Origin of the sequence: Streptomyces crystallinus (genome assembly GCF_039521265.1) — a bacterium.
GTDB lineage: Bacteria > Actinomycetota > Actinomycetes > Streptomycetales > Streptomycetaceae > Streptomyces > Streptomyces crystallinus.
The window spans coordinates 65,240-90,991 of the sequence record NZ_BAAACA010000021.1 but is presented as its reverse complement, the minus strand read 5'-3'; the positions used below and the strand labels follow the sequence as shown (position 1 = coordinate 90,991).

Here is a 25,752-nt window from a genome sequence, read left to right as displayed (position 1 = left end):
CGTGGTCCCTCGTGATCCGCAACCGCGCCCAGCCGCCCCGCGGGGTTCAGCTGTCGCCACCCTCGTTCAGATAGACGCGCGGCACCCGCGAACCGATCCGGGTGACGATCTCGTACGCGATGGTGTCCGCGGCCCGCGCCCAGTCCTCGGCGCTCGGCTCGCCCCGGTCGCCCGGCCCGAACAGGACCGCCTCCGCGCCCGGCGCCACCGCGTCCCCGTCGAGGTCGACCACGAACTGGTCCATGGCGACCCGGCCCGCGACCGTCCGCACCTTCCCGCCGACCAGCACGGGCCCGCGCCCGGAGGCGTGCCGGGGGATGCCGTCCGCATACCCCAGCGGAATGAGCCCAAGAGTGGTCTCACCCGGGGTGACGTAATGATGTCCGTAACTGACGCCGTGCCCGGCCGGAACCCGCTTGGTGAGCGCCACGGAGGCGGTGAGCGTCATCACCGGCCGCAGCCCGAAGTCGCCCGGCGCGCCGAGCTCGGGCGCGGGGCTCACGCCGTACATGGCGATACCCGGCCGTACCAGGTCGAAATGGGACTCGGGGAGGGTGAGGGTGGCCGGGGAGTTGGCGAGGTGCCGCACCTCGGGCTCGACGCCCTCCTTCTCCGCGTACGCCACCATCTCGCGGAAGAGGGCGAGCTGGGGGGCGATGGAGGGGTGGCCGGGCTCGTCGGCGCAGGCGAAGTGCGACCAGAGGCCGGTGACGCGGACCTCGGGGGTGGTGAGGGCGGCCTGGACGAGCTCGGGCCAGTCGGCGGGCTGGCAGCCGTTGCGGCCGAGCCCCGTGTCGGCCTTGAGCTGGATCCGGGCGACGCGCCCGGCCGCGCGGGCGGCCGCCGCGGCCTCCCGCAGGTCCCACATCCCGCTGACCGACACATCGATGTCGGCCTCGATCGCCTCGCGCCAGGGCCCGCCGGGCGTCCACAGCCAGCACAGCATCCGGCCGCCGACCCCGGCCGCGCGCAGCGCCAGGGCCTCCTGCGGCGTCGCGGTGCCCACCCAGGTGGCGCCCGCCTCGATCGCGGCGCGGGCGCAGGGCAGCGCGCCGTGCCCGTACGCGTCCGCCTTCACGACGGCCATGAACTGCGCGCCGGGGGTACGGGCGCGCAGCGCGCGGACGTTGGCGCGCAGGGCGGCCAGATCGATCTCGGCGCGGGCTCGGGTGTGCACGGTCTGAGTCATCGCGGTCATCGCGCCAAGTCTCTCAGAGCTGCGCCCCCACCTCAGGCGCCGGGCCTGCGGCCCCAGATCTGGACCGGGTCACCCTTGCGCAGCGCGCCCCACAGCCGCTTGGCGTCCGCGTAGGTCAGATTGACGCAGCCACGGGAGCCGACGGCGGAGTAGATGTTGTCGTAGATGGCATGGAAGGCCTGCCCACCGCTGAAGAACTGGGCGTACGGCATGGGCGCGTTGTAGATGGTGGACCAGTGGTTCTTGTGGCGCCAGTAGACGGGGTAGGTGCCGGTACGAGTGGCGTAGCCGGGCCGTCCACTGCGAATGGCCACAGGCCCGAAGGTGACCTTCGCACTGTTCTGCACCCACATGATCTGCCGGTCCAGGTCGACGCACGCGGTCCGGCCCTTGCGGACGGGGCAGCGGTGGGCGGCGTTCGGGTCGGCCCGGGCGGCGAGGAGGCGCATGGTGCCCCAGGTGGCGGGCCCGGCGAAGCCGCTGTCCGGGCGGATGCCGTGGGCGCTCTGGAAGCGGCGGATCGCGGCGCAGTCGGCGGCGGACTGCTTCCCGTCGACGGGCAGCTTCAGCCACCGCTCGACCTGGCGCTGGTACGGCCCGGCCTGCTTGCTGCACGCGGCGGCACCGAGCTCGTCGCGGGGCACGTACTCGACGGTCCGCTCCCCGCCGACGGGCGCGGCGGGCTCGACGGCGTCCTCGGCGGCGCTGGGCTCGTACACGAGCGGGGGCAGCACCTGGTCGGGCGTGTCCATGAGGTACACGGGCTGCCCCGGCGCGGCGGGTTCGCCCGGGACGAGGGCGGTTTCGGGGGCGGTCTCGGGGACGGGCGCGGGTTCCGGGGCGGGGACGGGGACCTGGGCGACCGGGGTGGCGGCGGGGCCGGGGCCCGGGTGCGGGGGGACGGGGTGGGCGGCGCCGCACAGGGCGAGGGAGGCGGCGGCGAGGGCGAGGGGGATGCGTGTGCCTCTGGGGGTCATGGGGTCAGGGAAGCGGGTGGGGGTGCGGGGTGGGGGGTGCCGCGCGGGCACCGGTCCTTCGATTCCCCCGCCCCGCCCCTTCCCTCGGCTCTCCGGGGGCGGGGGTCGGGCGGCGGGCCTTGGGGGGGCCGGTCGCCTCGGGTGACCGGTCGCCGCCCGGGCTCAGGCGTACACATCCCTCCAGGCCCCCGCCAGCGAACCCGCCACGGCCGACGCCGACAGCGGAGCCCCGTCCGCCGCGTGGCGGGCCGCCAGCCCGTGAAGGTAGGCCGCCACCGACGCCGCGTCCCTGGCGGCCAGGCCCGCCGCCAGCAGGGAGCCCGCCAACCCGGACAGAACATCCCCGCTGCCGGCCGTCGCGAGCCACGCCGTGCCCGTCGGGTTGACCCGGACCGGGGCGCGCCCGCCCGGGTCGGCGACCAGCGTGGTCGAGCCCTTGAGGAGGACGGTCGCCCCGTACCGGTCCGCCAGCTCCCGTACGCAACGGAGCCGCGCGGACTCCACCTCCGCCCGGCCCACCCCGAGCAGCGCCGCCGCCTCCCCCGCGTGCGGGGTGAGCAGCGTCGGCGCGCTCCTCGCCCGTACCGCCGCCGCGTCAAGCCCGCGCAGCCCGTCCGCGTCGACCAGGACCGGGACGTCGGAGGCCAGTACCTCCTCGGCTCCGGGCCCGTCCCCGAGGCCGGGGCCGACGACCCAGGCCTGGACGCGGCCCGCCTTGGCCACCGGGCCCGCCGAGACCAGCGTCTCGGGGAAGCGGGCGATGACGTCGTCGGCGGCGTGCCCGACGTACCGCACGGCCCCCGCCCCGCCGTGCAGCGCCCCCGCCACCGCCAGTACGGCCGCGCCGGGGTAGCGCGCGGACCCGGCGACGATCCCGACCACCCCGCGCCGGTACTTGTCGCTCTCCCCGGACGGCACCGGCAGCAGCTGCGCCACGTCGGCGTGCTGGAGCGCCTCGCAGTCCGGGACGGAGGGGAGATGGGGTTCGAGGCCGATGTCCACGAGGCGGACGGCGCCGGTGTACGCGTGCGCCGGGTCGATCAGCAGCCCCGGCTTGTACGCCCCGAAGGTGACCGTCGCGTCGGCGCGCAGCGCCTCCCCCGCCACCTCGCCGCTGTCCGCCTCGACCCCGCTGGGGAGGTCGACGGCGACGACGAGGGCGTTCGAGCCCCGGGCGGCGCGGGCCACGGGCACGGCGTCGGGGCGCAGCCCGCCGTGGCCGCCGATGCCGGTGATGCCGTCGAGGACGAGGTCGGCGGCGGCGAGCACGTCGTACGGGTCGTCGGTGACGCGGCCGCCGGCGCGCCGGAGTGCGGCGAGGCCGCCCTGGTGGGCGCGGTCGGGGGCGAGCAGGACGGCGCTGACGCCGGCGCCGCGCCTGGCGAGGCGGGCGCCCGCGTAGAGCGCGTCGCCGCCATTGTCGCCGCTACCCGCGAGCACGACGACGCGGGCGCCGTACACCCGGCCGAGCATTCCGGCGCAGGCGGCGGCCAGGCCGGCGGCGGCGCGCTGCATGAGCGCGCCGCTGGGGAGGCGGGCCATGAGCTCCTGCTCGGCGGCCCGAACGGTCTCCACACGATAAGCAATACGCATGCCCCCACCCTTCCCAATCCACGCTAGCGACGCCACCGCGACGGCTTGGGGGCCCGGCCTTCGTCTGCGGCTGAGTGACCGGTTGCTCGCGCAGTTCCCCGCGCCCCTTAGGTAGGAGGCCGCAGCCGGAGAACCCAGCTCAGCCACAGGCGCCTTTAGGGGCGCGGGGAACTGCGCGAGAAGCGGCCACACACCCGCAGACAAAGACCGGGCACCCCAAGCGCCGCGCTACCCCTCCGCGATCACCACCGCCGAAGCCACCCCCGCATCGTGGCTCAACGACACATGCCACCCCCGAACCCCCAACGCCTCAGCCCGAGCCGCCACACTCCCCCGCACCCGCAGCCGCGGCTGCCCGCTCTCCTCCACGTACACCTCCGCGTCCGTCCACCGCAGGCCCGCCGGCGCGCCCAGGGCCTTCGCCAGGGCCTCCTTCGCCGCGAAGCGGGCCGCCAGGGACGCCGTGCCGCGGCGCTCCCCGCTCGGCAGCAGCAACTCCTGCTCCACGAAGAGCCGTCCGGCCAGCCCGGGCGTGCGCCGCAGCGACTCCCCGAAGCGTTCGATCTCGGCCACGTCGATCCCGACCCCGATGATCATTCGACCGTGACCGACTTCGCGAGGTTGCGCGGCTGGTCCACCTCGTTGCCCCGCGCCGTGGCCAGCTCGCAGGCGAAGACCTGGAGCGGGACCGTGGCGACCAGCGGCTGAAGCAGCGTCGGGGTGGCGGGGATGCGGATCAGATGGTCCGCGTACGGCACGACCGTCTCGTCCCCCACCTCCGCGATCACGATCGTCCGCGCCCCCCGCGCCCGGATCTCCTGGATATTGGAGACGATCTTGTCGTGCAGTACCGAACGGCCACGCGGCGACGGCACCACGACCACCACCGGCAGGTCCTGCTCGATCAGCGCGATCGGCCCGTGTTTCAGCTCCCCCGCCGCGAACCCCTCCGCGTGCATATACGCCAGTTCCTTGAGCTTCAGCGCACCCTCCAGCGCCACCGGATAGCCCACATGGCGGCCCAGGAACAGCACCGTGTCCTTGTCCGCCAGCGACCGCGCCAGCTCCCGGACCGGCTCCATCGTCTCCAGGACCTGGTCGACGTCCTGCGCGATCGACGCCAGCTCCCGGATCACCGCCCGGATCTCGTCGCCCCACTTCGTCCCGCGCACCTGGCCCAGATAGAGGGCGACCAGATAGCAGGCGACCAGCTGGGTCAGGAACGCCTTGGTGGAGGCGACCGCGACCTCGGGGCCCGCGTGCGTGTACAGGACCGCGTCCGACTCGCGCGGGATCGTGGAGCCGTTGGTGTTGCAGATCGCCAGCACCTTGGCGCCCTGCTCGCGCGCGTGCCGCAGCGCCATCAGGGTGTCCATGGTCTCGCCGGACTGCGAGATCGCGATCACCAGCGTGCGCCGGTCGAGGATCGGGTCGCGGTAGCGGAACTCGCTGGCGAGCTCGGTCTCGCAGGGGATCCGCGTCCAGTGCTCGATCGCCAGCTTGGCGATCATGCCGGCGTGGTACGCCGTACCGCACGCGACGATCACGACCTTGTCGACCTCGCGCAGCACCGAGGCCGGGATGCGGACCTCGTCGAGCGTCAGCGAACCCGCGTTGTCGATCCGGCCGAGCAGCGTATCGGCCACGGCCTTGGGCTGCTCGGCGATCTCCTTGAGCATGAAGTAGTCATAGCCCCCCTTCTCCGCGGCCGACGCGTCCCAGTCCACGTGGTACGACCGCACCTGTGCGGGAGCCCCGTCGAAGTCGGTGACCGACACACCGTCCCGGCGCAGCTCCACGACCTGGTCCTGGCCCAGCTCGATCGCGGACCGCGTGTGGGCGATGAACGCGGCCACGTCCGAGGCGAGGAAGGACTCACCCTCTCCAACGCCCACCACCAGCGGGGAGTTCCGCCGCGCCCCGACCACCACGTCCGGCTCGTCGGCGTGCACCGCGACCAGCGTGAACGCCCCTTCGAGGCGCCGGCAGACCTGCCGCATCGCCTCGGCCAGGTCCTCGGTCGAGGAGTACGCCTCCGCCAGCAGGTGCGCGACGACCTCGGTGTCCGTCTCGGACGCCAGCGCGTGGCCGCGCTCGGCGAGCTCCGCACGCAGCGCCGCGAAGTTCTCGATGATCCCGTTGTGGACGACCGCGACCCGGCCCGCGTTGTCCAGGTGCGGGTGGGCGTTGGCGTCGGTGGGGCCGCCGTGGGTGGCCCAGCGGGTGTGCCCGATGCCGGTGGAGCCGCTCGGCAGCGGCCGGTCCACCAGGGCCTTCTCCAGGTTGACGAGCTTGCCGGCCTTCTTGGCCGCGGCGAGCCCGCCGTCGGCGAGGACCGCGACCCCGGCCGAGTCGTAGCCCCGGTATTCGAGCCGCTTCAGTCCGGCGATGACAACATCGAGCGCTGACTGCGCTCCCACGTACCCGACGATTCCGCACATGGCGGCAGCCTACGGCCGTACGGCCGCGAATCGGGCCCACTCCCCGGGCACCGCCCCGGGCGGCCGACCGCGTGACCCACCCCACCCCCCACATCCGGCCGCCACCCCCGACAATGGGCCTGTGATCACTTCGCCGCCACGAAGCGCCCACCGGGCGGACTCGACCCCCTATGTCGACCTGACCCGCAGCGAGTGGAGCGCGCTGCGGGACAAGTCGCCGCTGCCGCTGACCGCCGAGGAGGTGGAACGGCTTCGCGGGCTCGGCGACGTCATCGACCTGGACGAGGTCCGGGACGTCTATCTGCCGCTGTCCCAGCTGCTCAACCTGTACGTCCAGGCCACGGCCGAGCTGCGCGGCTCGCTGAACCGTTTCCTCGGTGACGCGGGCAACGGGCACGGCGCCCAGCGCGGCACCCCGTTCGTCATAGGCGTGGCCGGATCGGTCGCCGTCGGCAAGTCCACGGTCGCCCGCCTGCTCCAGGCGATGCTCGCCCGCTGGCCCGAGCACCCGCGCGTGGAGCGCGTCACCACCGACGGCTTCCTCTATCCGATGGCCGAGCTCCAGCGGCGCGGCCTGATGTCGCGCAAGGGCTTCCCCGAGTCGTACGACCGGCGCGCCCTGACCCGGTTCGTCGCCGACATCAAGGCGGGCAAGAACGAGGTCACCGCGCCCGTCTACTCGCACCTGATCTACGACCGGGTGCCCGGCGAGCTGCTGACCGTGCGCCGCCCGGACATCCTCATCGTGGAGGGCCTCAACGTCCTCCAGCCCGCCCTGCCCGGCCAGGACGGCCGCACCCGGGTCGGCCTCGCCGACTACTTCGACTTCAGCGTGTACGTGGACGCCCGTACCGAGGACATCGAGACCTGGTACCTGAACCGCTTCCGCAAGCTGCGCGAGACGGCGTTCCAGGACCCGTCCTCGTACTTCCGCAAGTACACCCAGGTCTCGGAGGAGGAGGCGCTGGACTACGCGCGCACCGCCTGGCGGACCATCAACCGGCCCAACCTGGTGGAGAACGTGGCCCCGACCCGCGGCCGCGCCACCCTCGTCGTCCGCAAGGGCCCCGACCACAAGGTGCAGAAGCTCTCGCTCCGCAAACTCTGAGCAGCGGTCGGCGAAGCAGAACGGGCCCGCCGGGGGGAACTCCCCGGGCGGGCCCGCTCGTTGGGCGTACGGAGTACGCGACCGGCCTAGCCCAGCGCGGACTTCACCACGTCCGCCAGACGGGCCGCCACCGACCGCGCCTGGTCGATGTCGGCCGCCTCGACCATGACCCGCACCAGCGGCTCGGTGCCCGAGGGGCGCAGCAGCACCCGGCCGGTGGAGCCCAGCTCGCGCTCGGCCTCGGTGACCGCGGAGGTCAGCTCGGCCGAGGTGGCCACCCGGGACTTGTCGACGTCCGGCACGTTGACCAGGACCTGGGGCAGGCGCTCCATGACGCCCGCGAGGTCGGCCAGGGTGCGGCCGGTCGCGGCGACGCGGGCGGCCAGCATCAGACCGGTGAGCGTGCCGTCGCCGGTGGTGGCGTGGTCGAGGATGATCACGTGGCCGGACTGCTCGCCGCCCAGCGCGTAGCCGTGCTCCTTCATCGACTCCAGGACGTACCGGTCGCCGACGCCCGTCTGGACCAGCTGGAGGCCCTCGCGCTCCATGGCGATCTTGAAGCCGAGGTTGGACATGACCGTGCCGACCACGGTCTCGCCGCGCAGGGTGCCCGCCTCGCGCATGGCCAGCGCGAGCACCGCGAGGATCTGGTCGCCGTCGACCTCGTTGCCCTGCGCGTCCACGGCCAGGCAGCGGTCCGCGTCGCCGTCGTGCGCGATGCCGAGGTCGGCGCCGTGCTCGACGACGGCGGCCTTCAGCAGGTCGAGGTGGGTCGAGCCGCAGCCGTCGTTGATGTTGAGCCCGTCCGGCTCGGCGCCGATCGTGACGATCTCGGCCCCGGCCCGGGTGAACGCCTCGGGCGAGACCCGGGCGGCGGCGCCGTGCGCCTCGTCCAGGACGACCTTCAGACCGTCGAGACGGTTCGGCAGCACACCGATGAGGTGGGCGACGTACTTGTCGAAGCCCTCCTCGTAGCTGCGGACGCGGCCGACGCCGGCGCCGGTCGGGCGCTCCCACGGCTCGCCGGTGCTGTGCTGCTCGTAGACGCGCTCGATCCGGTCCTCCAGCTCGTCGGCGAGCTTGTGGCCACCGCGCGCGAAGAACTTGATGCCGTTGTCGGGCATGGCGTTGTGGCTGGCGGAGAGCATCACGCCGAGGTCCGCGCCGAGGACGCCCGTGAGGTACGCCACGGCCGGGGTCGGCAGCACGCCGACGCGCAGCACGTCGACGCCGGCGCTGGCGAGGCCCGCCACGACCGCGGCCTCCAGGAACTCCCCGGACGCGCGGGGGTCACGACCGACCACCGCGGTGGGCCGATGGCCCGCGAACGTACCCGCCTCGGCCAGTACGTGCGCCGCCGCGACCGAGAGGCCGAGCGCGAGCTCAGCCGTCAGATCGGCGTTGGCCACGCCGCGTACACCGTCCGTACCGAAGAGTCGTCCCACTGCTGTCCTCCAAAGAGATCCACCAGGCGCCGCACCCGGGCGCCCGCCACTGGTGTCAAAAACAACGCCGCCCCGGCAGCACCAAGAGTGCTGCCGGGGCGGACGAGAGCCGTACAGGCGGCAGGCGCGATTTAGCGCTTGCTGTACTGCGGGGCCTTGCGGGCCTTCTTGAGACCGGCCTTCTTGCGCTCGACCGCACGGTCGTCGCGGGAGAGGAAGCCGGCCTTCTTCAGCGCCGGGCGGTTGTTCTCGACGTCCGCCTCGTTCAGCGCACGGGCCACGCCGAGGCGCAGGGCGCCGGCCTGGCCGGACACGCCGCCACCCGAGATGCGGGCGATGACGTCGTAGCGGTTGTCGAGCTCGAGCACCTTGAAGGGCTCGTTGACTTCCTGCTGGTGGACCTTGTTCGGGAAGTAGTCCTCGAGCGTACGCCCGTTGATCTTCCACTTGCCGGTGCCCGGGACGATCCGGACGCGGGCGATGGCGTTCTTGCGACGGCCCAGGCCGGCGGCCGGCTGCGGGTCGCCGAAGCGGGACGCCAGGGACTCGGTGGTGTACTCGCCCTCGACCGGAACCTCCGACTCGAAGGTGGTCACGGCGTCGTAGGTCTCGTCGCCCTCGACGGGGGTCTCGACAGTGGTCTCGGCCACGATGCTCCTCAGATTCTTTTCTGTCTTTGGGGGTGTGGCCGGAACTACTGCGCGACCTGGGTGATCTCGAACGGCACCGGCTGCTGGGCAGCGTGCGGGTGCTGGTCGCCCGAGTAGACCTTCAGCTTCGAGATCATCTGACGGCCCAGGGAGTTCTTGGGGATCATGCCCCGGATGGCCTTCTCGACGGCCTTCTCCGGGTTGTTCGCCAGGAGGTCGTCGTAGCGCACCGAGCGGAGACCGCCCGGGTAGCCGGAGTGGCGGTAGGCCAGCTTCTGCTCGCGCTTGTTGCCGGACAGGTGAACCTTGTCGGCGTTGATGATGATGACGAAGTCACCCATGTCCATGTGGGGCGCATAGACGGGCTTGTGCTTGCCACGGAGGAGGTTCGCAGCGGTGGTCGCCAGACGGCCCAGGACGACGTCCTGGGCGTCAATGACGTGCCACTGGCGAGTGATGTCGCCGGGCTTGGGGCTGTACGTACGCACGGTCGTAGCCTTCGCTTCTTCAGTGGATGGGGTCCAGAAACTTTGCACCCTGAAGCGATCATGCAGCTTGGGCTCACACTGCCGGGGACGCTGCCCGTATGCGAGCCACTGGTAACTGCTCCAGAGAACTTACGTAGAGGCCCCTCGCGTGAGAACGACCAAGCCAATACGCATAACGAACCAGAAGAATACCCGCGCTCGCCCGTGCGGGTCAAAACGTCCCCGCCCCGGGGCACGGATCCCGCCTGCGACCCTGGTCGTGCCCGTCTTCGTCTGCGGGCGCGCTGGGGCTGGTCGCGCAGTTCCCCGCGCCCCTGGGCTCAGCCACGGGCGCTTTTAGGGGCGCGGGGAACTGCGCGAGCAACCGGCCACGGCCCGCAGACGACCGCGGAGCGGGGTGCGGGGGCCGCAGGCCCCGCGAGAGGGGCGCAGGGGGCACAGCCTCCGCACAGGGGCCCGGGCGCGGCGCAGCCCCGGTGGGCCTACCGCACGCGGGCCACCCGGCGCTCGTCCCACACCGGCTCCGACGCCTCCCGCACCACCCCGTCCGCCCCGAACACCAGATACCGGTCGAAGGAGCGGGCGAACCAGCGGTCGTGGGTGACGGCCAGGACCGTCCCCTCGTACGCCTCCAGCCCCTCCTGGAGCGCCTCCGCCGACTCCAGGTCGAGGTTGTCCGTCGGCTCGTCCAGGAGCAGCGCCGTGGTCCCGGCCAGCTCCAGGAGCAGGATCTGGAAGCGCGCCTGCTGGCCGCCGGAGAGCCGGTCGAACGGCTGGTCCCCCTGCCGCTCCAGCTCGTACCGCCGCAGCACCGACATCGCCCCGCCCCGGTCCTTGGCGTGCTCCGTCCACAGGATGTCGACGAGCGTGCGCCCCAGCAGCTCGGGGTGCGCGTGGGTCTGCGCGAAGTGGCCGGGCACCACCCGCGCCCCCAGCTTCCACAGACCGGAGTGCGCCACCGACGCGTCCCCCGCCAGCAGCCGCAGGAAGTGCGACTTCCCCGAGCCGTTCGACCCCAGGACCGCCACCCGCTCGCCGTAGAAGATCTCCAGCGAGAACGGCTTCATCAGCCCGGTCAGCTCAAGGTTCTCGCAGGTCACGGCACGTACACCGGTACGCCCGCCCCGCAACCGCATGGTGATCTCCTGCTCCCGCGGCGGCTCCGGCGGCGGGCCCGCCTCCTCGAACTTCTTCAGCCGCGTCTGGGCCGCCGCGTACCGCGAGGCCAGCTCGTGGCTGACCGCGGCCGCCTGCCGCAGCGAGACGACCAGCTTCTTCAGCTGGGCGTGCTTCTCCTCCCAGCGCCGCTTGAGCTCCTCGAAGCGGGCGAACCGCTCCTTGCGGGCCTCGTGGAAGGTGCCGAAGCCGCCGCCGTGCACCCACACGTCCGAGCCGTCGACCCCGGGCTCCACCGCGATGATCTTCTGGGCGGCACGGGAGAGCAGCTCCCGGTCGTGCGAGATGAACAGCACCGTCTTGCGCGTGGCCCGCAGCTGGTCCTCCAGCCACCGCTTGCCCGGCACGTCCAGATAGTTGTCCGGCTCGTCGAGCAGCAGCACCTCATCGGAGCCGCGCAGCAGCGCCTCCAGGACCAGCCGCTTCTGCTCACCGCCGGAGAGCGTGCGCACCTCGCGGAACTGGGCCTTGTCGTACGGGACCCCCAGCGCGGCCGTCGTACAGACGTCCCACAGGGTCTCCGCCTCGTACCCCTGCACATCCGCCCAGTCGGAGAGGGCCTGCGCGTACTTCATCTGCGCGGCCTCGTCGTCCACCGTCATGATCAGGTGCTCGGCCTCGTCCACGGCCTTCGCGGCGGCCCGCAGCCTCGGCTGCGCCACCGACACCAGCAGGTCCCGGACGGTCGTCTCGTCCCGCACCGAACCCACGAACTGCGGCATCACGCCGAGCCCGCCGCCCACGGTGACGGTCCCGCCGTGCGGCTGGAGCTCGCCGGAGATCATCCGCAACAGGGTCGTCTTACCGGCGCCGTTCGCCCCGACCAGGGCCACCACCGCACCCTCCCCCACCCGGAACGACGCGTCCGACAGCAGGACCCGTCCGTCCGGCAGGTAGTACTCCAGGTGTGCGGCTTCTACATGTCCCATAAGGGGATTGTCGCCCACTCCGTGCGCACGGCCACAACCGAATTAAGATGCGCGCCATGAGCTTTGGGCAAGGGGGACCCGCATGGGGCCCGGGGGACAACGGCACACCGGACTGGGCCGCGCTCGCCGACGAGGCCGCCGCGCGCAGCCGCAGGAAGCGCTGGCTGCTGATCGGCGGCGGGGCACTGGCCACGGCGGCGGTGGTGGCCATCGTCGCCACCGCCATCGTGAGCACCGGTGACTCCAAGGACGGCGCCGACGGCAAGTCAGCCAGCGAGCTGCCCTCGCCGCAGACGCTGCCCAGCGGCACCGCCGAACCGCAGCCGTCGTTCTCGTCGGTGGCGCCGCCACCCCCGCCCAACCCGCACGACTACATATCCAGCGCCAGGAAGGACAAGGCGCCGCTGAGCGCCGACACGCTCTTCCCGGGCAAGACGCTGAAGATGGGCGACCGCACGTACACCAAGGGCGCCACCGCCCGGACCACCGACTGCGCCGCCGCCACCCGCGGCTCGCTGGGCCCGGCCCTCACGTCCAACGGCTGCGACCAGGTCATCCGCGCCACCTATGTACGCGACGGGGTCGCCGTGACGATCGGCGTGGCCACCTTCGAGACCGAGGCGAAGGCGCAGCGCGCCAAGGAGCAGGCGGGCATCGGCCTCGCCCCGCTCGCGGGCTCCGGCGTCCCCGCCTTCTGCGACGGCGGCCACGCGGTCTGCCGCAACCTCTCCAACTCCTACGGCCGGTACGCCTACTTCAGCATCAGCGGCTACACCACCGGCAAGAGCGTCACCAAGGGCGACAAGAACGCGTTCGCGGCGGGGGACGACCTGGCCGAGTTCACGTTCCGTCAGATCGTGGCCCGAGGCGAAGCCCAGGCCCGGGCAGCGGCGACGGCCCCGCCGGCGTAGGCACGGTGCCCGCGGCCCGCCGGCGAAGGCCGGGCTAACAGCAGCCCGGCAACGTCCGCACGTTCCGGGCCTCACGGCTCCGCGCCGCGAGCAACTCGTCCGCCGGGTAGCCGACTTCCTCCAGGGTCAGCCCGTGCGGCTTGACCACGTGCACGGACGAGTCCCGTACGGCCGCCGCCAGCACCTTGCCCGGCCACTCCACCCCCCGGTGCCCGTCACCGACGTACAGCAGCGCGCCCACCAGCGAGCGCACCATGTTGTGGCAGAACGCGTCGGCGCGCACGGTCGCGGTGACGACGCCGTCCTCGCCGCGCGCCCAGGAGAGCTCCTGGAGCGTACGGATCGTGGTGGCGCCCTCGCGCCTCTTGCAGTACGCCGCGAAGTCGTGCTCGCCCAGCAGCGCCGCCGAGGCCGCGTTCATCGCCTCGACGTCCAACTCCCAGTCGTGCCAGAGCACATGGCCGCGCAGCAGCGGGTCCACCCCGCCGGGGTTGTCGGTCACCCGGTACGCGTACCGCCGCCAGATCGCGGAGAAGCGCGCGTTGAAGCCGCTCGGGGCCTCGGCGACCCGCCAGATCCGGACGTCGTGCGCCAGCCGCCCGGCGAGGCGCCGCAGCAGCTTCTCGCGGTGCTCGGCCCACACCTCCTCGGGCAGGTCGACATGGGCCACCTGCCCGCGCGCGTGCACCCCCGCGTCGGTCCGCCCGGCGACGGTGAGGTCGTACGTCCGCGCCGACCGCGTCACCGTGCGCAGCGCGTCCTCGATCTCGCCCTGGACCGTCCGCCGGCCACCGGCCTGCTTGGCCCAGCCGGAGAAGTCCCTGCCGTCGTAGCTCAGGTCCAGCCGTACCCGGACCAGGCCGGGCTCCACCTCATCACTCACGAACAGAATCCTCTCAGAGCGGCAGAGAAACGGAACGGGCCCGTCCCCCGAAGGGAACGGACCCGTCCGCAGGTCTGGGAACGCTTACGCGTCCTTCGACTCCTCGGCGGCCTCGGCCTCGACGGCCTCGGTCTTGGCGGCCTCGTCGGCCTCCTTGACGGCGCGCTTGGTGGCGGCCTCGGCCTCGGCGACGGTCGCCTTCTTGGCGATCTCGCCCTCGACCAGCTCGATCACGGCCATCGGCGCGTTGTCACCACGGCGGTTGCCGATCTTGGTGATACGGGTGTAACCACCCGGACGCTCCGAGTAACGCGGCGCGATCTCGGTGAAGAGGGTGTGGACGATGCCCTTGTCGGTGATCGTCTGCAGCACCAGGCGACGGTTGTGGATGTCGCCCTTCTTCGCCTTGGTGATCAGGCGCTCGGCGACCGGACGCAGGCGGCGGGCCTTGGCCTCGGTCGTGGTGATGCGGCCGTGCTCGAAGAGCGACTTCGCCAGGTTGGCGAGGAGCAGCTTCTCGTGCGCGGCGGAACCGCCGAGGCGGGCACCCTTCGCGGGACGCGGCATGGTGTTTCTCCTTGTGATCTGCACCGGCCGTATGAGGTACCGATGTCAGTGTCCGAGCGGGCGGTCACCCGTCGGAGACCCCGCGCCCCATAGGGGCGCGGGGAACTGCGCGACCAGCCGAGGCCGGTCCGCAGCCAAATCTGGACCGTCGGTCCCGAGCTCTTAATACTGCTCGGTCTCGACGAAACCGGCATCCGCGTCATCATCGGCGCCGAAGGCGTCAGCCGCGGCGGTCGGGTCGAAGCCGGGAGGCGAGTCCTTCAGCGCCAGGCCCATACCGGCCAGCTTCGCCTTGACCTCGTCGATCGACTTCGCACCGAAGTTGCGGATGTCGAGCAGGTCCGCCTCGGAGCGGGCGACGAGCTCACCCACGGAGTGGATGCCCTCGCGCTTGAGGCAGTTGTACGACCGAACGGTGAGCTCCAGCTCCTCGATCGGCAGCGCCAGGTCGGCGGCCAGGGCGGCGTCCGTCGGGGACGGGCCCATGTCGATGCCCTCGGCGTCGATGTTGAGCTCGCGCGCCAGACCGAACAGCTCGACCAGGGTCTTACCGGCCGACGCCATGGCGTCACGGGGACGCATGGCCTGCTTGGTCTCGACGTCGACGATCAGCTTGTCGAAGTCGGTGCGCTGCTCGACACGGGTCGCCTCGACCTTGTACGTGACCTTGAGCACCGGCGAGTAGATGGAGTCGACCGGGATACGGCCGATCTCCTGGCCCACCTGCTTGTTCTGGACGGCGGAGACATAGCCGCGACCGCGCTCGACGGTCAGCTCCATCTCCAGCTTGCCCTTGCCGTTGAGCGTGGCGAGGACCAGGTCGGGGTTGTGCACCTCGACACCGGCCGGGGGCGCGATGTCGGCGGCGGTGACCAGGCCCGGGCCCTGCTTGCGCAGGTACATCACGACCGGCTCGTCGTGCTCCGAGGAGACGACCAGCTGCTTGATGTTGAGGATGAGGTCGGTCACGTCCTCCTTGACGCCCGGCACGGTGGTGAACTCGTGCAGAACGCCGTCGATCCGGATGCTGGTGACAGCGGCGCCCGGGATCGAGGAGAGGAGGGTGCGGCGGAGCGAGTTGCCGAGGGTGTAGCCGAAGCCCGGCTCCAGCGGCTCGATCACGAACCGCGAGCGGTACTCGTCGACGACCTCTTCGGTCAGCGAAGGACGCTGAGCGATAAGCATGTGTGTTCCTTCAGTCGTGGGCGCCCACTATTTGACGCCCTCGTGGTACTGCGTACTGCAAGGGTACGGGCGGCAGCACCCCACGAGGGGGTTCTGCCGCCCGAAAACCTCAGTCCAGCGACCGCGGTGCGTCAGACGCGGCGGCGCTTGGGCGGACGGCAGCCGTTGTGCGGCGTGGGGGTGACGTCCTGGATCGAGCCGACCTCGAGGCCGGTGGCCTGGAGGGAGCGGATCGCGGTCTCACGGCCGGAGCCGGGACCCTTGACGAAGACGTCGACCTTGCGCATGCCGTGCTCCTGCGCGCGGCGGGCGGCCGACTCGGCGGCCATCTGCGCGGCGAACGGAGTCGACTTGCGGGAGCCCTTGAAGCCCACGTGGCCGGCGGACGCCCAGGAGATCACGTTGCCCGAGGGGTCCGTGATCGAGACGATCGTGTTGTTGAACGTGCTCTTGATGTGCGCGTGGCCGTGAGCGACGTTCTTCTTTTCCTTGCGGCGCACCTTCTTGGCAGCGCCCTGACGACCCTTGGGGGGCATCTATTACTCCTACGGGAGGTGGTCGGTCCTACAGCGAAGACCGTGTGGTCAAGCGTCCGCTGAGGACTACTTCTTGCCCGGCTTCTTCTTGCCGGCGATCGCGCGACGCGGGCCCTTGCGGGTACGGGCGTTCGTGCTGGTGCGCTGGCCGTGGACCGGAAGGCCACGACGGTGGCGCAGACCCTGGTAGCAGCCGATCTCGACCTTGCGGCGGATGTCGGCCTGGATCTCGCGGCGGAGGTCACCCTCGGTGCGGAGGTTGGCGTCCACGTACTCGCGGATCTTGACCAGGTCCTCTTCGGCCAGGTCACGAACGCGGGTGTTCGGGTTCACGCCGGTGGAGGCGAGGATCTCCTTGGACCGGGTGCGCCCGATACCGAAGACGTAGGTGAGTGCGATCTCCACACGCTTTTCGCGCGGGATGTCAACACCGGAAACGCGTGCCATTCAATGGCTCCTGTGTGTTCGGGGGTCTTCCGCAGAACCGACCCCGACCGCCGTACTAGGTACGGATCGGGTCCCCGGCCCCCGCCGGAGGTGTCGCCGACCCTGTGTGGGCTGGGCGGGCTCTGCGTATGTACGTTTACGTGCGTCGCGCGAAGAACTGCGTAAATGCAGGTCGGTCGGCGTGCGTCAGCCCTGGCGCTGCTTGTGGCGCAGGTTGTCGCAGATGACCATGACCCGGCCGTGACGGCGGATCACCTTGCACTTGTCGCAGATCTTCTTGACGCTCGGCTTGACCTTCATGGGATTCAGGTTCTCCGGGTCGTGAGATCTACTTGTACCGGTAGACGATCCGGCCACGCGTCAGGTCGTACGGAGAGAGCTCCACGACGACCCGGTCATCCGGGAGGATACGGATGTAGTGCATCCGCATCTTGCCGCTGATGTGCGCGAGGACTTTGTGACCGTTCTGGAGCTCCACCTTGAACATGGCGTTCGGGAGGGACTCGATCACGGTGCCCTCGATTTCGATGGCACCTTGCTTCTTGGCCACGCTTCGCCTTTCGAATCGGCTACCTTGATCGACTCCCGCGATCGTGTGCGGACACACGGGTACACGAGAGCCGACGCATCAGTCTACGTCAGGGCACCCGAAAAGACGAATCAGGGGAGTTTGCCCTCAAGCGTAGATCGTTAAGCGGCCGCCCCGGGACGGACCGGAACGGCGGACCGAACGCCCTCAGCCCAGCGGATCCGGCGCCGTCGTCACGCCGTACTCCGCCAGCTTCGCCTTGCCGCAGTCCGGGGAGGTCAGGACGATCGGGCCCGCCTCGGTCAGGGCCACCGAGTGCTCCCAGTGCGAGGACCAGGTGCCGTCGGTCGTGATGACCGTCCAGTCGTCCTCCAGGACCTCCGTGCGCGGGGTGCCCAGCGACACCATCGGCTCGATGGCCAGGCAGAAGCCCGGGACCAGCTTCGGGTTGTGGCGGCCGAGCAGGCGGCGCTTGTCCACGTAGTTCAGCAGGTGGGGGTCCATGTGCATCTCGGAGCCGATGCCGTGGCCGCCGTACTCCTCGATGATCCCGTACTTGCCCTTCGGCGGACGCGGCTGGCGGCGGATGTAGCTCTCGATCGCCCGGGACACGTCCACCAGGCGGTTGCCCTTCTTCACCGCCGCGATACCGGCCCACATCGACTCCTCGGTCACCCGGGAGAGCTCGATCAGCTCCGGAGCGTGGCCGGAGCCCACGAAGGCGGTGAAGGCCGCGTCGCCGTGCCAGCCGTCGATGATCGCGCCCGCGTCGATCGAGATGACGTCGCCGTCCTTGAGGACGGTCTTCTCGTCCGGGATGCCGTGGACGACGACCTCGTTGACCGAGGTGCAGATGGTGGCGGGGAAGCCGCCGTACCCCAGGAAGTTCGACTTGGCGCCGTGCTCGGCGATCACCTTGCGGGCGACCTCGTCCAGGTCCTTCGTGGTGGCGCCGGGCACCGCCGCCTCACGGGTCGCCGCGTGGATGGCGGCGACGACCAGCCCCGCCTCGCGCATCTTCGCGATCTGCTCGGGGGTCTTGATCTCCACCATGGCGGCTGACGCCTTTCTGAGTACGGATACGGGAGTACGTCAACGATACGGCCCACCGGGCCCGCACACGGCAGCGGCCGCGGCGCCCCGGGAGGGGGCACCGCGGCCGCTGACCGCGTACAGGTCCCTGTCAGACCGTCTTCTCGGCCTTCAGGGCGTGCATGGCGCGCTCGGTGACCTCGTCGACCTTGCCGAGCGCCGAGATCGTCACGACCAGGCCCTGGGCCCGGAAGTAGTCGATGATCGGCTCGGTCTCGCTGTGGTAGACCTCGAGGCGCTTGCGGACGGTGTCCTCGGTGTCGTCACCGCGCTGGTACAGCTCGCCGCCGCAGATGTCGCAGACACCCGGGGTCTTCGGCGCGTTGTAGGCGACGTGGAAGACGTGCGCGGAGTCGGTGCGGCAGATGCGCCGGCCGGCGATCCGCTTCACCACCTCGTCCTCGGGCACTTCGAGGTCGAGCACGGCGTCCAGCTTCACGCCGTCGGCCTTCAGCGCCTCGTCGAGGGCCTCGGCCTGCACCACGTTGCGCGGGAAGCCGTCGAGCAGGAAGCCGCTCTGCGCGTCCTGCTGGGCCATGCGGTCCTTGGCCATCCCGATGGTGACCTCGTCCGGCACCAGGTTGCCCGCGTCCATGTACGCCTTGGCCTGCTTGCCCAGCTCCGTGCCCTGGCTGATGTTGGCACGGAAGAGGTCGCCCGTGGAGATGTGCGGGATCCCGAGGTTCTTGGCGAGGAACGCGGCCTGCGTTCCCTTGCCGGCACCCGGCGGCCCGACGAGGACGATTCGCATCAGCGGAGGAACCCTTCGTAATTGCGCTGCTGGAGCTGGCTCTCGATCTGCTTCACGGTCTCCAGACCCACACCCACGATGATGAGGATGCTTGTCCCGCCCAGCGGGAAGCTCTGGTTGGCCCCGAAGATCACCAACGCCATCGTCGGTACGAGCGCGATCAGTCCCAGATACAGCGACCCCGGCCAGGTGATCCGGTTGAGCACATAGCTCAGGTACTCAGCAGTAGGTCGACCAGCCCGGATACCCGGGATGAAGCCACCATACTTCTTCATGTTGTCCGCGACTTCCTCGGGGTTGAACGAGATCGCCACATAGAAGAAGGCGAAGAACACGATCAACAGGAAGTAGCTGATGATGTAGTAGGGGTGGTCGCCCTTGACGAAGTTGTCCTTGATCCAGGTCGCCCAGCCCGCGGTGGAGTTGGAGAACTGCACGATCAGCGCCGGGATGTAGAGCAGCGACGACGCGAAGATGACGGGGATCACACCCGCCTGGTTGACCTTCAGCGGGATGTAGGTCGAGGTGCCGCCGTAGGAACGGCGGCCGATCATGCGCTTCGCGTACTGGACCGGGATACGGCGCTGGGCCTGCTCGACGAAGACCACCAGGGCGACCATCACCAGGCCGACCAGGATGACGGTGCCGAACTCGATCCAGCCCTGTGCCAGGTGGCCCTGCTTCTTGATGGCCCACAGCGAGGTGGGGAAGCTGGAGGCGATCGAGATGAACATCAGGATCGACATGCCGTTGCCGATGCCGCGGTCGGTGATGAGCTCACCGAGCCACATGACGGCGGCGGTGCCGGCGGTCATGGTGACGACCATCGTGATGGTGGTGAAGATCGAGTGGTTGGGCACGATCTCGCTGGCGACCTGGCAGCCGCTGAACAGCGCACCCGAGCGGGCGGTGGCCACCAGGCCGGTGCCCTGGAGGACCGCGAGGGCCACCGTCAGGTAACGCGTGTACTGCGTGATCTTGGCCGTGCCGGCCTGGCCCTCCTTCTTGAGGGCCTCCAGGCGCGGGATCACCACGGTCAGCAGCTGCAGGATGATGCTCGCCGTGATGTACGGCATGATGCCCAGCGCGAAGATCGTGATCTGCAGCAGCGCGCCGCCGCTGAACATGTTCACCAGGCCGAAGAGGCTGTTGCCCTGCTGGGCCTGGTCGACACAGATCTGAACGTTCTTGTAGCTCACGCCGGGGATCGGCACATGCGTCCCCATGCGGTAGAGCACGATGATGCCGAGCGTGAAGAGCAGCTTCTTGCGCAGGTCAGGCGTCTTGAACGCCTGGGCGAACGCGGTGAGCACGGTGCCTCCTGCGACCCCCGCGCCAGGTGCGCAAGAGGTGACGGTCTTGAGGATCGACGAATACGAATGAGTCAGAGGAACCGGACGGCATACCGCACGGAAACTTAGACAGTGCACGCCACCTTACCGGCGACCCTGCCCCCCTAGGAACGACCAACCGGGGATGCCCCATTTGAGAGGGCATCCCCGGTCGGATGTTCAGGCCAACGAGCTGTCTCAGACGAGCTCGGTGACGGTGCCGCCGGCGGCGGCAATCTTCTCCTTGGCGGAGCCGGAGACGGCGTCGACCGTCACCTGCAGCGCCACGGAGATCTCGCCCTGGCCCAGGACCTTGACGAGGCTGTTCTTGCGCACGGCACCCTTGGCGACCAGGTCGGCAACGGTGACTTCGCCACCCTCGGGGTAGAGGGCGCCGAGCTTGTCCAGGTTCACGACCTGGAACTCGGTGCGGAACGGGTTCTTGAAGCCCTTCAGCTTCGGAAGACGCATGTGGAGGGGCATCTGGCCACCCTCGAAGCGCTCCGGAACCTGGTAACGGGCCTTCGTACCCTTGGTACCACGGCCGGCCGTCTTACCCTTCGACGCCTCACCACGACCCACACGGGTCTTGGCGGTCTTGGCGCCCGGGGCGGGACGGAGGTCGTGGGCCTTGAGCGGCTTGTTCTCCGCCATGTCAGTCGACCTCCTCAACCGTCACGAGGTGGCGGACGGTGTGCACCATGCCGCGGAACTCGGGACGGTCCTCCTTGACAACCACGTCGTTCAGGCGCTTGAGCCCGAGCGAACGCAGGGTGTCGCGGTGGTTCTGCTTGCTGCCGATGTACGACTTCGTCTGCGTGATCTTGAGGCGGGCCATTACGCACCCGCCCCGGCACGCGCACGAAGCAGAGCCGCGGGGGCGACGTCCTCGAGGGGCAGACCGCGGCGGGCCGCGATCTCCTCGGGACGCTGCAGGCCCTTGAGGGCCGCCACGGTCGCGTGCACGATGTTGATCGCGTTGTCGGAGCCGAGCGACTTCGACAGGATGTCGTGAACGCCGGCGCACTCCAGGACGGCGCGCACCGGGCCACCGGCGATAACACCGGTACCGGGGGAAGCAGGCTTCAGCAGGACGACGCCCGCGGCCTTCTCACCCTGGATGGGGTGCGGGATGGTGCCCTGGATGCGGGGAACCTTGAAGAAGTTCTTCTTGGCTTCCTCGACACCCTTGGCGATGGCCGCGGGAACTTCCTTGGCCTTGCCGTAACCGACACCTACGGTGCCGTCACCGTCGCCCACCACGACCAGCGCGGTGAAGCTGAAGCGGCGACCACCCTTGACAACCTTGGCAACGCGGTTGATCGCGACAACGCGCTCAACGTAGGCGGTCTTCTCGGCGGCAGCGCCACCGTCGCGACCCTTCCGGTCCCGCCGCTCGCCGCCACCGGCACCGCTTCCGCGGCGCTGGGGTCCAGCCATTGGATTTACCTCTCTCTGTTACGTCCGTTAGTCCCGGAACCGGGGCTTAGAACTTCAGCCCGGCTTCGCGGGCGGCGTCAGCCAGAGCGGCAATGCGCCCGGCGTACCTGTTGCCACCACGGTCGAACACGACGGCCTCGACACCGGCGGCCTTGGCGCGCTCGGCGACCAGGGCGCCGACCTGCTTGGCCTGCGCGGACTTGTCACCCTCGCCGCCGCGGATCGAAGCGTCCAGGTTCGACGCCGACGCCAGGGTGTGACCCTTGATGTCGTCGATGACCTGGGCGGTGATACCGCGGTTGGAACGCGTCACGACGAGGCGCGGACGCTCCGCCGTACCCGACACGTGCTTGCGGATGCGGATGTGGCGGCGCGCCTTGGCCGCACGCTTGTAAGCGTCGCCCTTGGCGATCTTCACACCGTATGCCATGGCTTACTTACCAGCCTTTCCGACCTTGCGGCGGATGACCTCGCCGGCGTACTTGACGCCCTTGGCCTTGTACGGGTCGGGCTTCCGCAGCTTGCGGATGTTCGCCGCGACCTCGCCGACCTTCTGCTTGTCGATGCCCTCGACCGAGAACTTCGTGGGCGTCTCGACCTTGAAGGTGATGCCTTCGGGGGCCTCGATGGTGATCGGGTGGCTGTATCCGAGCGCGAACTCCAGGTTGGAGCCCTTCGCCTGGACGCGGTAACCGACACCGCTGATCTCGAGCGCCTTGACGTATCCCTGGGTCACGCCGGTGATCATGTTCGCCACCAGCGTGCGGGACAGGCCGTGCAGGGCCTTGTTCTGACGCTCGTCGTTGGGACGGGTGACGTTGAGAACGCCGTCCTCGCCCTTAACAATCTCGATCGGCGCGGCAACGGTGTGCGTGAGGGTGCCCTTGGGGCCCTTCACGCTGACCGTACGGCCGTCGATGGTGACGTCCACACCAGCGGGAACCTGGATGGGGAGCTTGCCGATTCGCGACATTAGCTTTTCCTCCGTTCCCGACTACCAGACGTAGGCGAGGACTTCCCCACCCACGCCCTTCTTGCCTGCCTGCTGACCGGTCAGGAGACCGTGGGACGTGGAGATGATCGCCACGCCCAGGCCACCGAGGACCTTCGGCAGGTTGGTGGACTTCGCGTACACACGCAGACCCGGCTTCGAGATGCGCTTGATGCCGGCGATCGAGCGCTCGCGGTTCGGGCCGAACTTCAGCTCGAGGACGAGGTTCTTGCCGACCTCGGCGTCCTCGACCTTCCAGCCGGTGATGAAGCCCTCCTGCTGGAGGATCTCCGCGATGTGCGACTTGATCTTGCTGTGCGGCATCACGACGGTGTCGTGGTACGCCGAGTTAGCGTTACGCAGACGAGTGAGCATGTCTGCGATGGGGTCAGTCATGGTCATGAATTGGCCTTCGGCCTCTCTCGCCGGGGTTTCCTGTATGCGCCATCCCTCTCCCCACTCATGGGCGGGACGGGTGCGGCACGGGGACCTACGGCGTAGTAAGTCGTCTGGGCGGCGGACGCCCAACCCTCCTAGCCTAAGCCATGGAGGGAGGGGCCTCCGCCCACCCTTTACTTACCGAGAGACTCCGGAAAAACCCGAATTACGGGGTTTACCAGGAGCTCTTGGTCACGCCCGGCAGCTCGCCACGGTGAGCCATCTCACGAAGGCAGACGCGGCACAGGCCGAACTTGCGGTACACGGAGTGCGGCCGGCCACAGCGCTGGCAGCGGGTGTACGCGCGCACAGCGAACTTGGGCTTACGGGCAGCCTTCGCGATGAGAGCCTTCTTCGCCATCTCGCTTACGCCTCCTTGAACGGGAAGCCGAGGTGACGGAGGAGCGCGCGGCCCTCTTCGTCGTTGGTCGCCGTGGTGACCACGGTGATGTCCATACCCCGGGTACGGTCGATCTTGTCCTGGTCGATCTCGTGGAACATGACCTGCTCCGTGAGACCGAAGGTGTAGTTGCCACGGCCGTCGAACTGCTTCGGCGACAGACCACGGAAGTCACGGATACGCGGCAGCGCGAGCGACAGCGTACGGTCCAGGAACTCCCACATGCGGTCACCACGGAGGGTGACGTGGCAGCCGATCGGCTGACCCTCGCGCAGCTTGAACTGCGCGATGGACTTCCGGGCCTTCGTCACGGCCGGCTTCTGGCCGGTGATCGTGGTCAGGTCGCGGATGGCGCCGTCGATCAGCTTGGAGTCGCGGGCGGCGTCGCCCACACCCATGTTGACGACGACCTTGACGAGGCCGGGGATCTGCATGACGTTCTCGTACGAGAACTCCTCACGCAGCTTGCCCGCGATCTCCTCGCGGTACTTCGTCTTGAGACGCGGAGTCGTGGTGGTAGCCATCAGATGTCCTCACCCGTCCGCTTGGCAACGCGGATCTTGTTGCCCTCGTCGTCGAAGCGGTAACCGACACGCGTGACGACCTTGTTGCCATCCTTCTCAACGACCAGCTGGACGTTGGAGACGTGGATGGGCGCCTCGGTCGTGACGATGCCGCCGGTCTGCGAACCGCGAGCGGTCTGGCCGGCCTTCGTGTGCTTCTTGACCCGGTTGACACCCTCGACCAGGACGCGGTCCTCGCGGGGGAAGGCCGCGATGACCTTGCCCTGCTTGCCCTTGTCCTTACCGGTGATGACCTGGACCAGGTCGCCCTTCTTGATCTTCATGCTTACAGCACCTCCGGCGCGAGCGAGATGATCTTCATGAACTTCTTCTCGCGCAGCTCCCGGCCCACCGGGCCGAAGATGCGGGTGCCGCGGGGGTCGCCATCGTTCTTGAGGATGACGGCCGCGTTCTCGTCGAAGCGGATGTACGAGCCGTCCTGACGACGACGCTCCTTGACGGTGCGCACGACGACAGCCTTGACGACGTCGCCCTTCTTCACGTTGCCACCGGGGATCGCGTCCTTGACGGTGGCGACGATGACGTCACCGATGCCCGCGTAGCGGCGACCGGAGCCACCGAGAACACGGATGCAAAGGATCTCCTTGGCACCAGTGTTGTCGGCGACACGCAGTCGCGACTCCTGCTGGATCACGTCTATCTCCTGATCGTCTGCCGGTTCCCGGCCGGGGCTTGATCTCTCAAGCCCCGACCGAGCCTGGCGGAACTGATCCTGAGCAAAAGCTCAGGAAATTACTTGGCCTTCTCGAGGATCTCGACGATGCGCCAGCGCTTGGTCGCCGACAGCGGACGCGTCTCCATGATGAGGACGCGGTCGCCGACGCCGGCAGCGTTCTGCTCGTCGTGCGCCTTGAGCTTGTTCGTACGGCGGATGACCTTGCCGTACAGCGCGTGCTTCACGCGGTCCTCGACAGCGACGACGACGGTCTTGTCCATCTTGTCGCTGACGACGAGACCCTCACGGGTCTTGCGGAAACCGCGCTGCTCAGTCGTCTCAGTCACATTCTTCTCGCTCATCAGGCGCTCTCCACCGTCTCGATGCCCAGCTCGCGCTCGCGCATCAGGGTGTAGATCCGGGCGATGTCCTTACGGACGGACTTGAGCCGACCGTGGTTCTCGAGCTGGCCGGTCGCCGCCTGGAAGCGGAGGTTGAACAGCTCTTCCTTGGCCTCGCTGAGCTTGGCAACAAGCTCCTCGTTGCCCAGCTCGCGCAGCTCGGACGCCTTGGTTCCGGCCGACATCACGCCTCACCTGCCTCGCGCCGAACGATGCGGCACTTCATCGGGAGCTTGTGAGCAGCGCGGGTGAGCGCCTCACGAGCAATCTTCTCGTTCGGGTAGGACAGCTCGAACATCACCCGGCCCGGGTGAACGTTCGCGACCCACCACTCCGGAGAACCCTTACCGGAACCCATGCGGGTCTCGGCGGGCTTCTTCGTCAGCGGGCGGTCCGGGTAGATGTTGATCCAGACCTTGCCGCCACGCTTGATGTGGCGGGTCATCGCGATACGAGCCGCCTCGATCTGGCGGTTGGTCACGTACGCCGGCGTGAGGGCCTGGATGCCGTACTCGCCGAACGCAACCGTCGTACCACCCTTGGCCATACCGCGGCGCTTGGGGTGGTGCTGCTTGCGGTGCTTGACCCTACGGGGGATCAGCATTT

Annotated in this window: 34 protein-coding genes; 2 read left to right on the top strand and 32 right to left on the bottom strand. The window is 69.6% G+C overall.

Annotated features, from left to right (window positions below; translation table 11 throughout):
- Positions 1-46: 46 nt before the first annotated feature.
- The 5 genes from alr to glmS all read right to left on the bottom strand — a co-directional run bounded on the left by alr (position 47) and on the right by glmS (position 6,209).
- The gene (gene alr, locus ABD236_RS19190) at positions 47-1,189 is read right to left on the bottom strand and encodes an alanine racemase (protein WP_344075065.1); all 1,143 of its coding nucleotides are present in this window, start codon (positions 1,187-1,189) and stop codon (positions 47-49) included.
- Positions 1,190-1,230: 41 nt separating this feature from the next.
- Positions 1,231-2,175 carry a L,D-transpeptidase family protein gene (locus ABD236_RS19185; protein ID WP_344074982.1) on the bottom strand — a complete coding sequence of 315 codons (945 nt, stop codon included), beginning with the start codon at positions 2,173-2,175 and terminating at the stop codon, positions 1,231-1,233.
- A 162-nt stretch (positions 2,176-2,337) separates the two neighbouring features.
- Positions 2,338-3,768, bottom strand: coding sequence for an NAD(P)H-hydrate dehydratase (locus ABD236_RS19180; protein ID WP_344074981.1), 1,431 nt, complete (start codon positions 3,766-3,768; stop codon positions 2,338-2,340).
- Positions 3,769-3,996: 228 nt separating this feature from the next.
- Positions 3,997-4,365 (bottom strand): holo-ACP synthase, encoded by a 369-nt coding sequence (locus tag ABD236_RS19175; RefSeq protein ID WP_344074980.1) that lies wholly within the window; start codon positions 4,363-4,365, stop codon positions 3,997-3,999.
- Entirely contained in the window at positions 4,362-6,209 is a 1,848-nt protein-coding gene (glmS, locus tag ABD236_RS19170; RefSeq protein WP_344074979.1) for a glutamine--fructose-6-phosphate transaminase (isomerizing), read from the bottom strand. Before glmS ends, ABD236_RS19175 begins: the two co-directional genes overlap by 4 nt.
- Before the next feature lie 121 nt (positions 6,210-6,330).
- Between glmS and coaA the strand changes: the two genes are divergently transcribed.
- Positions 6,331-7,317, top strand: coding sequence for a type I pantothenate kinase (gene coaA / locus ABD236_RS19165; protein ID WP_344074977.1), 987 nt, complete (start codon positions 6,331-6,333; stop codon positions 7,315-7,317).
- A gap of 86 nt (positions 7,318-7,403) precedes the next feature.
- Here coaA and glmM read toward each other — a convergent pair whose 3' ends face one another.
- From glmM to ABD236_RS19145, 4 genes are all read right to left on the bottom strand, one after another.
- A complete protein-coding gene (gene glmM / locus ABD236_RS19160) occupies positions 7,404-8,762 on the bottom strand; it encodes a phosphoglucosamine mutase (protein ID WP_344074976.1) in 1,359 nt (452 codons plus the stop codon).
- 131 nt (positions 8,763-8,893) lie between these two features.
- Positions 8,894-9,412 (bottom strand): 30S ribosomal protein S9, encoded by a 519-nt coding sequence (gene rpsI, locus ABD236_RS19155; RefSeq protein WP_190092219.1) that lies wholly within the window; start codon positions 9,410-9,412, stop codon positions 8,894-8,896.
- Positions 9,413-9,456: 44 nt separating this feature from the next.
- Positions 9,457-9,900 carry a 50S ribosomal protein L13 gene (gene rplM / locus ABD236_RS19150; protein ID WP_067164642.1) on the bottom strand — a complete coding sequence of 148 codons (444 nt, stop codon included), beginning with the start codon at positions 9,898-9,900 and terminating at the stop codon, positions 9,457-9,459.
- A gap of 482 nt (positions 9,901-10,382) precedes the next feature.
- A complete protein-coding gene (locus tag ABD236_RS19145) occupies positions 10,383-12,005 on the bottom strand; it encodes an ATP-binding cassette domain-containing protein (protein WP_344074975.1) in 1,623 nt (540 codons plus the stop codon).
- A 56-nt stretch (positions 12,006-12,061) separates the two neighbouring features.
- Here ABD236_RS19145 and ABD236_RS19140 point away from each other — a divergent pair, with 56 nt between their 5' ends.
- Positions 12,062-12,916: a hypothetical protein gene (locus tag ABD236_RS19140; protein WP_344074974.1), complete on the top strand. Its 855-nt coding sequence runs from the start codon at positions 12,062-12,064 to the stop codon at positions 12,914-12,916.
- Between the two features lie 34 nt (positions 12,917-12,950).
- Here ABD236_RS19140 and truA read toward each other — a convergent pair whose 3' ends face one another.
- The 23 genes from truA to rplP all read right to left on the bottom strand — a co-directional run bounded on the left by truA (position 12,951) and on the right by rplP (position 25,750).
- On the bottom strand, positions 12,951-13,799 hold the full coding sequence (gene truA / locus ABD236_RS19135; RefSeq protein ID WP_344074973.1) for a tRNA pseudouridine(38-40) synthase TruA: 849 nt from the start codon (positions 13,797-13,799) through the stop codon (positions 12,951-12,953).
- A gap of 84 nt (positions 13,800-13,883) precedes the next feature.
- Positions 13,884-14,366, bottom strand: a complete 483-nt coding sequence (rplQ, locus tag ABD236_RS19130) for a 50S ribosomal protein L17 (protein WP_344074972.1) — start codon at positions 14,364-14,366, stop codon at positions 13,884-13,886.
- 162 nt (positions 14,367-14,528) lie between these two features.
- Positions 14,529-15,551: a DNA-directed RNA polymerase subunit alpha gene (locus tag ABD236_RS19125; protein WP_003956430.1), complete on the bottom strand. Its 1,023-nt coding sequence runs from the start codon at positions 15,549-15,551 to the stop codon at positions 14,529-14,531.
- A 131-nt stretch (positions 15,552-15,682) separates the two neighbouring features.
- Entirely contained in the window at positions 15,683-16,087 is a 405-nt protein-coding gene (rpsK, locus tag ABD236_RS19120) for a 30S ribosomal protein S11 (RefSeq protein ID WP_003956432.1), read from the bottom strand.
- 66 nt (positions 16,088-16,153) lie between these two features.
- On the bottom strand, positions 16,154-16,534 hold the full coding sequence (rpsM, locus tag ABD236_RS19115) for a 30S ribosomal protein S13 (protein ID WP_146481856.1): 381 nt from the start codon (positions 16,532-16,534) through the stop codon (positions 16,154-16,156).
- 186 nt (positions 16,535-16,720) lie between these two features.
- Positions 16,721-16,834 (bottom strand): 50S ribosomal protein L36, encoded by a 114-nt coding sequence (gene rpmJ / locus ABD236_RS19110; protein WP_003956441.1) that lies wholly within the window; start codon positions 16,832-16,834, stop codon positions 16,721-16,723.
- A gap of 28 nt (positions 16,835-16,862) precedes the next feature.
- Positions 16,863-17,084: a translation initiation factor IF-1 gene (gene infA, locus ABD236_RS19105; RefSeq protein WP_003956442.1), complete on the bottom strand. Its 222-nt coding sequence runs from the start codon at positions 17,082-17,084 to the stop codon at positions 16,863-16,865.
- Positions 17,085-17,270: 186 nt separating this feature from the next.
- Complete coding sequence (map, locus tag ABD236_RS19100; RefSeq protein WP_101389610.1) at positions 17,271-18,116, bottom strand: type I methionyl aminopeptidase; 846 nt, start codon at positions 18,114-18,116, stop codon at positions 17,271-17,273.
- A gap of 130 nt (positions 18,117-18,246) precedes the next feature.
- Entirely contained in the window at positions 18,247-18,906 is a 660-nt protein-coding gene (locus tag ABD236_RS19095) for an adenylate kinase (protein ID WP_344074970.1), read from the bottom strand.
- A complete protein-coding gene (secY, locus tag ABD236_RS19090; RefSeq protein ID WP_344074968.1) occupies positions 18,906-20,219 on the bottom strand; it encodes a preprotein translocase subunit SecY in 1,314 nt (437 codons plus the stop codon). The genes ABD236_RS19095 and secY overlap by 1 nt, the downstream gene beginning before the upstream one ends.
- Positions 20,220-20,435: 216 nt before the next feature.
- Positions 20,436-20,891 carry a 50S ribosomal protein L15 gene (gene rplO / locus ABD236_RS19085; RefSeq protein ID WP_067163177.1) on the bottom strand — a complete coding sequence of 152 codons (456 nt, stop codon included), beginning with the start codon at positions 20,889-20,891 and terminating at the stop codon, positions 20,436-20,438.
- A gap of 1 nt (position 20,892) precedes the next feature.
- A complete protein-coding gene (gene rpmD, locus ABD236_RS19080; protein ID WP_005313525.1) occupies positions 20,893-21,075 on the bottom strand; it encodes a 50S ribosomal protein L30 in 183 nt (60 codons plus the stop codon).
- Positions 21,075-21,677, bottom strand: coding sequence for a 30S ribosomal protein S5 (gene rpsE, locus ABD236_RS19075; RefSeq protein WP_017239585.1), 603 nt, complete (start codon positions 21,675-21,677; stop codon positions 21,075-21,077). Before rpsE ends, rpmD begins: the two co-directional genes overlap by 1 nt.
- Positions 21,678-21,723: 46 nt before the next feature.
- Positions 21,724-22,107, bottom strand: a complete 384-nt coding sequence (gene rplR, locus ABD236_RS19070) for a 50S ribosomal protein L18 (protein ID WP_101389607.1) — start codon at positions 22,105-22,107, stop codon at positions 21,724-21,726.
- A 3-nt stretch (positions 22,108-22,110) separates the two neighbouring features.
- On the bottom strand, positions 22,111-22,650 hold the full coding sequence (gene rplF / locus ABD236_RS19065) for a 50S ribosomal protein L6 (protein WP_344074966.1): 540 nt from the start codon (positions 22,648-22,650) through the stop codon (positions 22,111-22,113).
- 21 nt (positions 22,651-22,671) lie between these two features.
- On the bottom strand, positions 22,672-23,070 hold the full coding sequence (gene rpsH / locus ABD236_RS19060) for a 30S ribosomal protein S8 (RefSeq protein WP_067163170.1): 399 nt from the start codon (positions 23,068-23,070) through the stop codon (positions 22,672-22,674).
- 211 nt (positions 23,071-23,281) lie between these two features.
- Positions 23,282-23,467 carry a type Z 30S ribosomal protein S14 gene (locus ABD236_RS19055; protein WP_004571834.1) on the bottom strand — a complete coding sequence of 62 codons (186 nt, stop codon included), beginning with the start codon at positions 23,465-23,467 and terminating at the stop codon, positions 23,282-23,284.
- A 5-nt stretch (positions 23,468-23,472) separates the two neighbouring features.
- On the bottom strand, positions 23,473-24,030 hold the full coding sequence (gene rplE, locus ABD236_RS19050; RefSeq protein ID WP_101389604.1) for a 50S ribosomal protein L5: 558 nt from the start codon (positions 24,028-24,030) through the stop codon (positions 23,473-23,475).
- Entirely contained in the window at positions 24,030-24,353 is a 324-nt protein-coding gene (rplX, locus tag ABD236_RS19045; protein ID WP_019888758.1) for a 50S ribosomal protein L24, read from the bottom strand. Before rplX ends, rplE begins: the two co-directional genes overlap by 1 nt.
- 2 nt (positions 24,354-24,355) lie before the next feature.
- Positions 24,356-24,724 (bottom strand): 50S ribosomal protein L14, encoded by a 369-nt coding sequence (gene rplN, locus ABD236_RS19040; RefSeq protein ID WP_053727611.1) that lies wholly within the window; start codon positions 24,722-24,724, stop codon positions 24,356-24,358.
- 98 nt (positions 24,725-24,822) lie between these two features.
- Positions 24,823-25,107 (bottom strand): 30S ribosomal protein S17, encoded by a 285-nt coding sequence (gene rpsQ / locus ABD236_RS19035; RefSeq protein ID WP_283142059.1) that lies wholly within the window; start codon positions 25,105-25,107, stop codon positions 24,823-24,825.
- Positions 25,107-25,331 carry a 50S ribosomal protein L29 gene (gene rpmC / locus ABD236_RS19030; protein ID WP_067163159.1) on the bottom strand — a complete coding sequence of 75 codons (225 nt, stop codon included), beginning with the start codon at positions 25,329-25,331 and terminating at the stop codon, positions 25,107-25,109. Before rpmC ends, rpsQ begins: the two co-directional genes overlap by 1 nt.
- Complete coding sequence (gene rplP, locus ABD236_RS19025; protein ID WP_053727610.1) at positions 25,331-25,750, bottom strand: 50S ribosomal protein L16; 420 nt, start codon at positions 25,748-25,750, stop codon at positions 25,331-25,333. Before rplP ends, rpmC begins: the two co-directional genes overlap by 1 nt.
- Positions 25,751-25,752 lie beyond the last annotated feature (2 nt).